General features: G+C 37.5%; 14 protein-coding genes and 3 riboswitches. Of the genes, 4 read left to right on the top strand and 10 right to left on the bottom strand.

Annotation, left to right across the window (positions count from 1 at the left end; genetic code table 11):
- Nucleotide 1 precedes the first annotated feature (1 nt).
- The 4 genes from RE409_RS07435 to RE409_RS07420 are packed head-to-tail and all read right to left on the bottom strand — an operon-like array spanning nt 2 to nt 3,833.
- A complete protein-coding gene (locus RE409_RS07435) occupies nt 2-901 on the bottom strand; it encodes an ABC transporter permease (RefSeq protein ID WP_201183392.1) in 900 nt (299 codons plus the stop codon).
- Nucleotides 902-922: 21 nt separating this feature from the next.
- Entirely contained in the window at nt 923-1,888 is a 966-nt protein-coding gene (opp4B, locus tag RE409_RS07430; RefSeq protein ID WP_201181702.1) for an oligopeptide ABC transporter permease, read from the bottom strand.
- A 15-nt stretch (nt 1,889-1,903) separates the two neighbouring features.
- Entirely contained in the window at nt 1,904-2,830 is a 927-nt protein-coding gene (locus tag RE409_RS07425; RefSeq protein WP_056530750.1) for an ABC transporter ATP-binding protein, read from the bottom strand.
- The gene (locus RE409_RS07420) at nt 2,808-3,833 is read right to left on the bottom strand and encodes an ABC transporter ATP-binding protein (RefSeq protein ID WP_201221580.1); all 1,026 of its coding nucleotides are present in this window, start codon (nt 3,831-3,833) and stop codon (nt 2,808-2,810) included. Before RE409_RS07420 ends, RE409_RS07425 begins: the two co-directional genes overlap by 23 nt.
- 506 nt (nt 3,834-4,339) lie before the next feature.
- On the opposite strand from RE409_RS07420, the gene RE409_RS07415 reads away from it, so the two are divergent.
- On the top strand, nt 4,340-4,975 hold the full coding sequence (locus RE409_RS07415) for a Bax inhibitor-1/YccA family protein (RefSeq protein WP_053345082.1): 636 nt from the start codon (nt 4,340-4,342) through the stop codon (nt 4,973-4,975).
- A 28-nt stretch (nt 4,976-5,003) separates the two neighbouring features.
- Here the strand turns inward: RE409_RS07415 and RE409_RS07410 are convergent, their stop codons facing one another.
- From RE409_RS07410 to RE409_RS07400, 3 genes are all read right to left on the bottom strand, one after another.
- Nucleotides 5,004-5,546: an acyl-CoA thioesterase gene (locus RE409_RS07410; RefSeq protein ID WP_201221582.1), complete on the bottom strand. Its 543-nt coding sequence runs from the start codon at nt 5,544-5,546 to the stop codon at nt 5,004-5,006.
- A gap of 127 nt (nt 5,547-5,673) precedes the next feature.
- Entirely contained in the window at nt 5,674-6,222 is a 549-nt protein-coding gene (locus tag RE409_RS07405) for a M15 family metallopeptidase (RefSeq protein ID WP_397444157.1), read from the bottom strand.
- A gap of 74 nt (nt 6,223-6,296) precedes the next feature.
- A complete protein-coding gene (locus RE409_RS07400; RefSeq protein WP_309558779.1) occupies nt 6,297-6,779 on the bottom strand; it encodes a DinB family protein in 483 nt (160 codons plus the stop codon).
- Between the two features lie 213 nt (nt 6,780-6,992).
- Here RE409_RS07400 and RE409_RS07395 point away from each other — a divergent pair, with 213 nt between their 5' ends.
- Nucleotides 6,993-8,807, top strand: coding sequence for an ABC transporter ATP-binding protein (locus tag RE409_RS07395; protein WP_201249863.1), 1,815 nt, complete (start codon nt 6,993-6,995; stop codon nt 8,805-8,807).
- Nucleotides 8,808-8,900: 93 nt separating this feature from the next.
- Here the strand turns inward: RE409_RS07395 and RE409_RS07390 are convergent, their stop codons facing one another.
- On the bottom strand, nt 8,901-9,593 hold the full coding sequence (locus tag RE409_RS07390; RefSeq protein ID WP_201254377.1) for a DUF459 domain-containing protein: 693 nt from the start codon (nt 9,591-9,593) through the stop codon (nt 8,901-8,903).
- A 234-nt stretch (nt 9,594-9,827) separates the two neighbouring features.
- Between RE409_RS07390 and RE409_RS07385 the strand changes: the two genes are divergently transcribed.
- Entirely contained in the window at nt 9,828-10,334 is a 507-nt protein-coding gene (locus RE409_RS07385) for a GNAT family N-acetyltransferase (protein ID WP_201221588.1), read from the top strand.
- Between the two features lie 134 nt (nt 10,335-10,468).
- Here RE409_RS07385 and RE409_RS07380 read toward each other — a convergent pair whose 3' ends face one another.
- Complete coding sequence (locus tag RE409_RS07380) at nt 10,469-10,615, bottom strand: aspartyl-phosphate phosphatase Spo0E family protein (protein ID WP_201254376.1); 147 nt, start codon at nt 10,613-10,615, stop codon at nt 10,469-10,471.
- Between the two features lie 274 nt (nt 10,616-10,889).
- A complete protein-coding gene (locus tag RE409_RS07375) occupies nt 10,890-11,105 on the bottom strand; it encodes a Fur-regulated basic protein FbpA (RefSeq protein ID WP_082527750.1) in 216 nt (71 codons plus the stop codon).
- A gap of 146 nt (nt 11,106-11,251) precedes the next feature.
- A riboswitch (SAM riboswitch) is annotated at nt 11,252-11,356 on the bottom strand.
- Nucleotides 11,357-11,514: 158 nt separating this feature from the next.
- A riboswitch (TPP riboswitch) is annotated at nt 11,515-11,618 on the top strand.
- A 78-nt stretch (nt 11,619-11,696) separates the two neighbouring features.
- Nucleotides 11,697-11,786, top strand: a riboswitch (TPP riboswitch).
- Between the two features lie 118 nt (nt 11,787-11,904).
- Between RE409_RS07375 and tenA the strand changes: the two genes are divergently transcribed.
- Nucleotides 11,905-12,594, top strand: a complete 690-nt coding sequence (gene tenA, locus RE409_RS07370; protein ID WP_201221592.1) for a thiaminase II — start codon at nt 11,905-11,907, stop codon at nt 12,592-12,594.
- Nucleotides 12,595-12,608 lie beyond the last annotated feature (14 nt).

The raw sequence follows: 12,608 nt of genomic DNA, 5'->3' as shown, positions 1-12,608 counted from the left end.
TTTATCCTCTTCTTTGTCTTGCATCTGCGGCGCGTTTTAACGCTTGACCAACAAAATTTATACTCAGCATCAACACTAAAATCATGAGCGATGCGGGTACCCATATCCACCATTTGTTTTCCAAAACATCTGGATTTCGAGCATAACTGATGAGCGTCCCTAGACTCGGGGTACTCTCTGGAAGACCGAATCCTAAGAAAGTCAAACTGGATTCTAGGCCAATATTACCTGCTAGATTCAAAATAAAATTAACTATAATCAGTGAACTGACATTAGGAAGAAGCTGAAAAAGGATGATTTTCCAATGTGGTGTACCAAGTGTTTGTGAGGCGTGAATATAGTCCAACTCACGCTCTGACAAAGCCTTTGAACGAATCAGCCGTGCCTTTCCTGTCCATAAAAACATCGTCATGATTAATATGAAAACATACACATTGAATACTGGTACAATCGTGACTACAACAATGATGAACATCAATTGCGGAAGGGCAATCACAAAATCGATTACACGCATGATCACATTGTCGGTGGCCCCGCCAAAATATCCAGCTAGAAGCCCGAAAGATAAACCAATGATAGCCGTAAATAAGGTAATGAACAAACTGATGGTAAATGAGTTTCTCGTACCGATGATCAGTTGTCCGAATACATCCCGTCCACCATAATCGGTTCCGAGCCAGTAGTCTGAAGATGGTTCCATATAAATGGAGAGGAAATCGACCTTAGCAATTTCCTTGGCATCCATAAAGAACGACGCGCCGTAAACGAAAACCAATATAGCTACTAATATAATCAATGAGCCCATAGCAAGTTTATCCTTTTTAATTTCCTGCCATATGATTTTCATACCTGATGGGCTCACATCTTTCGTTTGAATGATTTTTCCGGATTCTACTTTCATTTCCATACGCTCACCCCGCTCCTATTCTATCCGTATGCGCGGATCGACCGCACTTAGTATGATGTCTGAAAGAAGAGTGCCAAGCAGAGTGGCAAATCCCGTCATCATGACGATGGCCGTCACTACACTGAAATCCCGTAAACTGACGGAACTAAGGAAAAGCTGTCCAAGTCCTGGATAACTAAAAATAGTCTCTATTATGACAGCGCCGCCGATCAACCCAGTAATTTCATAGCCTAAGAATGCTGCAATTGGTAAAAAGGAGTTTCTTAGGATATGCCGTGAATATACGTTGGATTCAGGTACACCTTTTGAACGCGCAGTCCTTACGAAATCCTTTATTTTATTATCAATTATTTCATTTCGTAAATATTGAATTGTACTTGTTGTAGCTATTAAGGCCGTACTTAAAGCCGGTAAAATCAGGTGATTGATCTTACTTACAACATATGCGAATGTACCTTCATCCACTTTGGAATCGACACTGCCTCCAGACGGGAACCAATCCAGGGCAAATCCGAAAACAAATAACATAATTAACGCAAAGATAAATATCGGTGTACCAAATCCTATATAACTATAACCCGTAACGGTCTTATCCACCCAGGTATCATTATATCTGCCGCTAAGTATACCTAATGGAATGGCAAGCATATATGTAAAGATAAGTGTTACCAACGCAAGGAAAACCGTGTTCCAAAGCCTGTCTTCTATAACATCCATAACCGGCGTTTTATGTGTATAGGAAATACCAAAGTCCCCTTGTACAGCATTAGATGCCCACCTTATATATTGTTGATACCAAGGATCATTCAAGCCCAATTCTTCTCTGAGTCTTTCAAGCTCAGCAGGATTAGCCCTAGGATTGATTTCTTGACCAGACAAGGCATCTCCCGGCATTGCTTTTGCCATCATGAAAACGATAATGCTCAATAAAAAGAGCTGCGGGATCATAACTAAAAAACGCCTGAGGATAAACTTCCACATATCCTTTCCACCTCCTTATTGTAATGCGACTCTATGTGTTGATGAGATTGGCTTCAAGTCGTAAGCACGTCCATTTTCATCGAAAAATTTTGAATAAGACGACTCATACTCTGCTGATAATTTTTTTCTAAGCTGTACTTTTTCCTCACGAACTTCCGGCTCTAAATCCGGAATGGCAGCAATCAGACGCTTTGTGTAAATATGTTGGGGATTTTCATAGATTTCATCGCTATTGCCTTCCTCTACTAATCTACCGCGATACATAACGCCCATCCGATCACACATATGCCGGATTACACCGAGGTCATGACCAACAAATAAATAAGTTAAATTGAACTCCTGTTGGAGATCCTGAAGAAAATTCAACACCTGCGCCTGAACCGATACATCGAGGGCTGATACCGGTTCATCAGCAATAATCAGTTTGGGTTTTAATGTTAATGATCTAGCAATTCCAATCCGCTGGCGCTGCCCCCCTGAAAATTCATGAGGATACTTGTGAATCGATTCCGGACTGAGTCCGACTTTGTCCAAGAAGTCCTGAACGATTTTCTTTTCCTCTGCAGGTGATAACCGTTCAAAGTTCCTCAGCGGTTCGGCAATGATGTCCAGCACCCTCTTCTTGGGATTCAATGATGAATATGGGTCTTGGAAAATCATTTGGATATCTTTTCTGAATGGTTTAATCTCTTTTCTACTTAAAGCTGCTAAATCCCTGCCTTCAAACAGGATTTGTCCGGATGTCACATTATTCAGCTTGACAACTGCCTTACCTGTCGTTGACTTGCCGCTTCCTGATTCTCCTACCAAACCATATGTTTCCCCTTGCTGCAACTCAAAGGACACACCATCAACGGCTTTTACATGATCAACTACTCTTCGGAAAAAACCGCCTCTTATTGGAAAATGCACTTTTAAATTATCTACTTTGAGTAATGTCATGAGTCGATGCATCTCCTTCAGCTTGAAAATAAAATTCTTTATAGCAGGTGCACCGTACAAAGTGATCCTGACTTACCTCGTGAAGATGAGGCGACTCTTCATGAGCTTGTTTAGGAATCCATGGAATACGATCTTGGAACCGACATCCCTTCCTGTCCATTTTTGCTATCGATGGAACAATTCCCTCAATAACGTGCAAACGGTTTTTTTCATTGGTAGCCGAAGGGATTGAATTTAATAGCGACCTAGTATATGGATGAAGTGGATTGTTAAATATCTCTTTAACACTTCCCGTCTCTACTACTTGCCCAGCATACATGACAACAATCCGATCAGCTACCTCTGCTACAACGCTCAGATCATGGGTAATTAATATAATCCCCATTTTGGTTTTACTTTGAATATCTTTCAACAAATCAAGTATTTGCGCTTGAATGGTAACATCTAATGCTGTCGTTGGTTCATCAGCAATAACTAGTGCAGGATTGCAAGCAATGGCAATCGATATCATTGCTCTTTGACGCATTCCGCCTGATAGTTCATGCGGATATTGCTTGTACGTCCGTTCAGGATAAGGGATACCCACTTGTGTTAAGAGTTCGATTGTCCTGTTCTTTTTTTCATCTCTAGAAAGCTCAGTATGATAGTCAAGATTTTCCTCAATCTGTTTTCCGATTGTCATCAGCGGGTTCAATGCTGTCAAAGGTTCCTGAAATATCATCCCTAATTCCTTTCCGCGGACTTTATTCATTTGTGTATCATTCAGTGTAAGTAAATTTTGACCTTTATAATGTATTGTACCTTCTGACTTCGTTCTCTGTTTATTATGTAATTGCATGATAGAAAGGGCCAGTGCGCTCTTTCCACATCCTGATTCTCCAACCACCGCTACAATTTCATTTTCATTTACAGTAAACGAAACATCATCCACCGCTGCATGATATTTGCTCTGAATTCGAAATGAGGTAGTAAGGTTTTCAATTTGCAATATAGCTTTCTTCATCCCTGCTCCCCCTAAACTATTTTTTCGGGAAAATAATAAATCTTCTGATAATTATTTAAAATTTTAATCAATTTTTAACATTTATTCAATAGTTTTGTAGAAAATAATCACATTTTTTTCATATTTTATAACTTTAGGAATATTTTTCTGCAATATAAAAATAGTTTCCTTCATAACTTTTACACAGTAAAGTTATGAAGTCCTATTTATAGCATAGAATAAAACATTTTAATTTTCTTATTTTGAAATAATGATTAAATATTCCACTAAAAATATTAAATCACTTAATTTCACCTAGGGAAAAAGTACTTATTTTGTTACAGTTTGAAAATTTTAATATTTCAGAAAAATTAGCTTAATTGTAAGAATATCATAAAATTAGTAATACTATCATGTATATTTCATATCTCTTTAAAAAACACCTTAAATATTATTTTTAAATGCACTGAAACCTTTTTAAAACTCTTTCGTAGAAACCGGTAGACAATAAATAATGAGGTGATTGAATGTATTCACAAACTGTAAACACATATATGCCATCTGTTATGCGTACCTTTGCTCTTTCTCTCGCAATCTCTGTATTAGGGATGGCTGTTGGAACTCTAGTTCCACCATCCTTATTTCTTCCCTTAGCGATTCTGGAAATTGCTATGCTAATTGGCGCTTTTATCATGCGGAAGAAAAAATCTATTGGCTACACATTCCTGTATAGTTTTACGTTAATTTCTGGGATTACCACCTATCCGATTATTGCACACTATCTTGCCACTGCAGGGGCGAATGTTGTGATGTTAGCTGGGGTGACGACAACAGTTGTATTTGGGGGACTAGCTATTTATGCTACAACAACCAAGAGGGACCTTTCTTTCTTAAGAGGAATGTTGTTTGCCGCCTTGTTAGCTTTAGTAGCCATTAGTATTTTTAACCTTTTCTCACCTTTAAGTTCTACAGCAATGCTAATCTTTTCATTTATTGGGATTCTTGTATTCAGTGGATATATTTTATATGATTTTAATCGAATGAAGCATTACGGGGTTACAGCAGAGGAAGTACCACTTATGGCCTTAAATCTGTATCTTGATTTCATTAACCTTTTTATTAACATCCTACGTTTCTTTGGTATTTTATCTAGCGAAGATTAAAAAAACGGGCATTATCTGCCCGGTTTTTTTATTTATATAGTCCAGGCTCTGATTTTTCAGTCCACGGCTGTTTTACACCAAAGGTACTGGCAATGAACTGAGTATCTTCTCTTCTTTTTTTCCTTACTTGGGCCCGCTGTTTCGCTGATTCGTTTAAATTCATCTCCATTTCAGTCTCTGGAACCAAACGCGGAACCGGTATTGGTTTTCCATCTTCATTGATGGCAACAAAGGTCAAAAAGGAAATAACACATAAGTTCCGGTCTCCCGTAACTAAATCTTCCGCAATAACTTTTACAATGATTTCCATAGATGTTCTGCCCGTATAAGTTACGAAGCTTTCTAGACATACTGCATTTCCTTCGTGAATAGGGTGCAGAAAATCGACAGAATCAGTTGATGCCGTAACGACATTACTTCTCGCATGACGCATCGCAGATATAGCTGCAACATCATCAATGTAAGCCATCAATTTGCCTCCAAACATCGTGCCAATATTATTTGTATCCGGCGGGAGAACAAGGCTCGTTTTTATGACCAAAGAGTCCCGGCAATGTTTTATTTCTTCCATGGTGACTGCACTCCTTTATGTCTAATTTCTCACTAGTTAACTTTATCGAATTCTTCACTGTAAAGCAACACACATGCTTATTTTCCTGCTTTTAGTTGGAATTATTCGTCAAAAAATATTTCTACGTTTATTCACTTTTACTGTTCTGTAGGCTCTTTACCTGTTGTAGCTCTCGTAAGCTCAAGCCAAAGGTCATTTGTAGATGAGGATAATCTTTAAAACCTGACCAATCTCCTCCCCATTCAAATCCTAAATCTTTCGCGATAGAGACGACTTCCATCCAATCCGATTCCCCATTATCGTTGCCGTCATATTCCATATTCCAAATAGCCTCCCCTTGTTTGTTAAGGAGTGCAAAATCTATCGCCAATCCAAAATTATGAAGCGACTCCCCTCCTTTTGCATTAGTTACAATGCTTCCAGACTTTAAACGTCCTTTTTCATAGAGGTCATTTTGCTCTTCTAAAGTACGGAATCCAGCCGTTATGATTACCACGATACCTTTTTCATTAGCCTGTTGAATGAGCTTTTCTTTTTTTTCAGCGACTATCGGATGCAACTCGTCAGTCAGTTTAATTTTATCTAGATCGGGGGGGAGCAAATGCTTAAGCATGAACCCTAACAGTAACCCGAAAAAGCCTATTATCAGACATGCCTTTACCCAGTTAACCTTCACTGAACAATCCTTCCTTTACGAATAACTGTCTGAATGAGAAAAACTCAACCAAAAGCGGATGAGTTTTTCTTCTATTATAACTTTGACTTCAATTCTTCTATTTGCAGTAAATGTCGTTTTTCATGCAAACCCACAAACGGAATCCATTGCTTCAAGCTTAATTCTTTAAACAATGGATGAGGGAATGACTTTTGTTCAAGATCTTTTTCATTTGCTCTGTCAACAACTTGTATAAATGCCTGGCGGGATTCGGACAATTTATTCTTAACCTCGTCCAAAGTTTGAAATGCTTCTGATGGAATGACAAATGGCGGCGCCGAGACCTTCACTTCACGATTTAGAGTATACTCTATCGGTTTATCTTCTGCAGGGATACTCTCATCGCTTTTTAACTTGTCGGCAATACTCTTTGTTATCACTCGCTCCATTAAATATAAATGATTCAATACCTGGATAATGCTCCAGCGGCCTTCTTCTGGATGGGCATTCAGCTGTTCATCCGATAAATTGTTAACCGCTTCTAATAGTTCTTCCCTAATTTTTTTGTTATCTTCCATTTTAGCATCTCCTCCCGAAAGCTTAGTTAAACTCCATCAATTATTCCATGTTCTGTATAAAGGTGTAAAATAAAAACACTTTTAGATAGGAAGAAAACCGATTTAAAGTTGTCTATTTTTAGAAAAGCTCTATGATAGTCATAAAGGTACTATTCACCTAATACAAATGACTTTTAAAATTCATCAAAGATAGTCAAAATAGGAGTGATCGTTATGAGCGGAGGACATATCCCATTCAGCCACAAAGGACGTAGCGTCATTAATGCAAAGCCTTCCAAAGGAAGCATTTGGACGATGCTCAGGCAAATGTTTAATCGTGTCCCATCTAAATGGAAATTTTCTTCCTTGATATTATGTATAATGTTGTTCATTTCTTTACTTGAGTTCTCCATCCCACAGTTGACTCAGTATACGATTGATGAAATCATTCCCGAAAAAAAATACGACTCCTTGATTTGGGTAGGCACAGGAATTCTTGGAGCTGCTATTTTATTAGCTTTACTAAACTACTTTAACAGCTATATCGTTTCCAAAGTCGGTCAAAAAGCGATTATGGATTTACGAAATAGCATGTATGAACATATTCAAAGGCTGGATATGAAATTCTTTGATAAAAACCGAACGGGTGACTTAATGTCACGGCTGACTAATGATGTCAATTTACTACAACAACTCATCTCTTCAAGCATGCTGCAAGTCGTAACAGACATGGTAACTTTTGTTGCAGTCGCTGTCTATATGCTTTTCATTAATTGGAAACTGACCATTGTCCTTCTTTTTACATTCCCGTTCATGTTCTATATCACAAGGGTATTTGGAAAACGTATTCGAATGTCGTTTAGATCTGTTCAAAGTTCTGCAGGAGATGTCAGCAACCAGTTACAGGATTCTATCTCAGGAATGCGACTCATTCAATCTTTTACCAATGAAGAATTTGAATCGAAACGTTTCGCAGAACGTAATCATGAAAACATGGTAGCTAACATTAAATCGGTTCGCTTGCGATCCATGTTTGGTCCGGTTATCGATTTATTGAACAATATTGGTCTTGTTGCTGTTATTGTATTTGGGGCTTGGCAAGTGATGGAAGGTGCATTTACAGTGGGATTAATAGTAGCTTTCCTCGCCTATTTGAGATTACTGCAGAGTCCTGTTCGCAATTTCAGCCGAGTAATCAGCATTGTCCAGCAGTCAGCTGCAGCTTTTGAGCGTATTACAGAAATTATGGAAACACAACCTGAAATCAGAGACAAAGGAAATGCAATTGAGCTTCCTTCAATAAAAAAACAAATTGAATTTCAATCAGTTGATTTTGCTTATGATGAAAGTGTTCCGGTTCTTAGCAATCTAAACCTAACGATGAAAGCTGGTCAAATAACAGCTCTCGTCGGCTCTTCTGGTGCAGGGAAATCGACAATTACAAACCTTTTAATCCGATTTTATGATCCACAACAAGGAACAATCAAAATGGACGGTCTTGATATCCGTGATGTGTCGTTGAAATCTATACGTAGCCAAATGGGGATTGTTTCTCAGGATATCATTTTATTCAATGGTTCAATCCGCGATAACATCGTTTATGGAAAACTTGATGCAACAGACGATGAAATCACTGAATCCGCTAAAGCAGCCAATGCTCATGACTTTATCAGGGCCTTTCCAAATGGTTACGATTCTCAAATTGGAGAGCGAGGCGTCAAACTTTCAGGAGGACAAAAGCAGCGAATCGCCATTGCTAGGGCACTTTTGAAGAATCCACAAATCATCATTCTCGATGAAGCGACAGCAGCATTAGATACGGAATCCGAGCATTTAATCCAGGAAGCATTGTCACGTTTATTAGTAAATCGGACTTCAATTGTCATTGCGCATAGATTATCAACCGTTCAAAATGCTGACCAAATAATCGTTCTTGAAAAAGGCAGTGTCCATGAAAAAGGAACGCATGAACAGTTATTGACAAGTAACGGCAGATATAGGCAGCTTCATGACTTGCAATTCCCTCAATTGAAGGCGGCTATTACATAACAACTGCACAACCGCCTTCAATGAAACAGGGTCCGATTTATATATAATAAGCCATGTGCACAGAAGTATTACTTCTGTGCACTTTTATTGAATTTATTTGAAATCATAGCTCTCTAAAATCCGATTGGTAATGAGCTGATACCCTTTTTCATTTGGATGAATTTTATCACTGAAATACTCTTTTTTCTTTTTATTTTCAAATAAATCATTAGTAGGGATAAATATCATTCTTTTATCCTCTTCTACTACCTCGTTTACTGATTGGTTATAATCATGAACGTGCTTTTCAAGTCGTTGATCATCTTTTTTTGGATTATACAGCCCAACTACAAGTATATCCGCTTTTTTGTTTTTCTTTAATAGTGTAGAAAGAATCTTATTTAGATGGTCGATATACTCTCGTTTACCATCATTTATTTTTTGATCACTTATTTTTTTCAAGTTACCTCCATTACTGTTAATCAAGTCGTTTGTTCCAATATAAACAATAAACGTGTCGGCTTTGTCCAATTTCGTGTTAATTTGATTATCTTCAAGCTGATCAATGACACCATCTGTTTCCTGGCCTTTAATACCGTAATTCCAAAAACGGACCTTTTTTTCAGAATCAGGGTTATTCAATTCATCCTCCAGACCTTCTACATAACCTTCCCCATCCTTATCACCTTTTCCATAGGTTAACGAATCTCCAAAAGCCATCACATCTTCCGACTCTGAAGCCTGAAACTTATATGCAGCAAAACAAATAACTAGTACAATTACAAATAAACCTACTATTTTTTTCATTTGTTTCTCCTTATGTAATGTATTTACTATGAAGTATTTTATCTTGTAATTACCCCAAAAATGAACATACTTAACATGCAAAAAAATGAATTGTCAGATAAACTGTAAAAAGTGTATGATACAATAAAAGCATTCAATGGAACGGATTTTCGTCAACCTCCTTTTATTCATAAATAGGGTGGGAATCCCATGTTTCTGGAGATTGTATACATAGTAAGGATAGGAGTTAAAATGATGGATCAGTATATAGATTTTAGGGATGCAGAACTAACAGATTTACCAAGAGTAGTCGAAATATATAATTCGACTATTGCTTCAAGGATGGTCACTGCAGATACAGAACCTGTTTCAGTGCAATCGAGGCTTAAATGGTTTGAGGAACATCATTCAGAAAAACGACCGCTTTATATTATTACATTCGAAGGAAAAACTGCTGGATGGATGAGTTTTCAATCTTTCTATGGTAGGCCAGCCTATGATTCCACTGCCGAGATCAGCATATATATTGATGATTATTTCCGGGGAAAAGGAATTGGACAAATTTCGATTCAAAAGGCAATTGAAGTGAGTCCAAAATTAGGAGTTAAGACACTACTTGGTTTCATATTTGCTCACAATACACCGAGCATAAGACTGTTTTCTAAATTTGGTTTTGAAGAATGGGCGCATTTACCTCAAGTTGCCGAGCTAGATGGTATTGAACGGGATTTAGTAATCCTTGGTAAGCGTGTTAATATTTGAATTTCATTATTTAAAAGCTATTGCCTTCATTCAGCAGTAGCCTTTTTTAGTTTCAATGAAGAAATCTATTTTAAAGTCACTGACGAAATTTAAAAATCACTATAAACTTTCTTAAGCAAAAAATATTGTGATTTTCATTTATTTGTTATAGCATTTAACAGCGAATCCAATTCTTGACTTGCTTGAACAGTTAGAAGGCTTGTAAAACCATAATCAGCTGCCAATTTAATCATTTCCCGTCTCTTTTCTTCTATTCTTTCTACGGTTATCTGTGGGGGCATCTATAGTCACTTCCTATTTATTCAATTTTCTTACATCTTTTATGATAAAGAAATAAGTAGTTAAAATCAACCATATATGGAAATTAAAATGTGTTATTCCACAAGGTAAATGTGACAAAAAGCCTATTCTATTCCCTGTTTGTGTCTTTTTTGTGACATTTTATATTCTTGACAAATATAAAAAAGCATTCACTCATGTACACTGCGAATGCTTTAATAATATTCATCAGATTAAATAATATTTTAAGATAGTAAAGTATTTTAAGAACTCTTACTATGTCATCCACTCTGAAGGAGACTCGATATTAGGTCTATTTATAACAATCTTATATTCATCTTCAAGCACTTTTAAAGGAACATCATAAAGATGTCTTTCATCAGAGGTTTTATAAACTCCATTCGCTAATAACTCTTCAATCAGCAATGCCTTCCTCTGTTCAATTCTCTTAAATAATTCTGCCATGTAAATGGCTCCTTTCCTTGTCTTCATCAGCCCGCCTTCATATGAGCTAAATTGTAGTAACAGGTATCATTTTCACCAAATTATATCTTTTCTATTATGTCACTAAACGTTATTTCACAAAAATAAAAGCCTCTTCTAATTCAAGAAGAGGCTTACAGTAGTCCGTTCGGCTCTTCTTATCTTCCAAGCGTATGCTTGTTGGATGTAGCACAGTTCCCAAAATGGGTCTGCTGCCGAGGTTTCTTTGGGCCAAGTCCCTCCACCTCTCTGGATAAGAATTCAATATATAAATGATGTAGACATGATTTTATCCCAATATTCTTCAAAAGTCAATCACATGGTTCTCCCTTTTTTTGATAGGTATTCTCTATAGACCCCATTCAAATTGGGTTGCAATTTCCTGGCTTTCTGATATGATGTCAGTAATTACATACATTCACACCACTAGGGGAGTCTTTTTAAGACTGAGATGGAATTTGTTCCGGACCCTTTGAACCTGAACCGGATCATACCGGCGGAGGGAAGTGGATGATATCGTCTTTAAACACATGACTTTATCCATCTGCCCCGCTCCGTATTTCAGGAGCGGTTTTTTTTTCAGATGGAAAAGGTGAATAATTAGACTGCTAGGGGAGCACTTTTGCTGAGAATCAAACCCTTTGCACCTGATCTGGTCATACCAGCGGAGGGAAGCAGGCTGTAAGAAGGAATTTGCTTCTTCCTCGGTAACAGCCGCTTTCTTTCAGAGAGCGGTTTTTTTGTTTATCAGATAGTGTATGCATACTTTACAATTTTAGTAAATTTTAAATTTCAAGGAGGATGTACCATGGAGAATACAAAATTAGAAACCTTCAGTGATAGACTTCATGAACGGGCAAAAGGAATCTGGAAAAGGAACCATACACATCCCTTTGTTCAGGCGATTGGAGATGGGACGCTTTCAGAAAAGAAATTTGCCTATTACCTAAAGCAGGACTATATCTATCTTATGGATTATTCCAAACTCTTTGCGTTAGGAGTCATCAAAGCTCATAATCTCGAAACCATGGCTAAGTTTGCAAGTATTTTGAATGAAACCCTTCAAGTAGAAATGGATATCCATCGACATTATGCTTTGGAATTCGGAATCAGCTCAATCGAATTGGAAAATACAGAACCTACTCCAACCACTCTAGCTTATACGGGTTACATGCTAAATGCAGCCCAAAATGGGACTTTGGCCGACCTGATTGCCTGCCTCCTTCCATGCGCTTGGGATTATTATGAGATCGGCTTGCTATTAAAAGAACAAAATGGTGAAGCATTAGAAAACAATCGCTATGCTGATTGGATTAAATCATATTCGTCTCCTGAATTCGGTAAAGCACACAAATGGCTGATTGCTTTGTTGGAAGAGTTAACAGAAGGCATGCCTGAAAAGGAACTTCTTAGATTAGAGAAGCATTTTTTGGTGACTTCCCGTTATGAATATTTATTCTGGGATATGGTTCAAAATGAGCAGGATTGGCCACTGTAGGATGTTGTCATGAT

The sequence above is a fragment of the Peribacillus sp. R9-11 genome (assembly GCF_031345095.1).
GTDB classification, from domain to species: Bacteria; Bacillota; Bacilli; order Bacillales; family DSM-1321; genus Peribacillus; species Peribacillus butanolivorans.
This window is presented reverse-complemented; position numbering and strand designations above follow the sequence as displayed.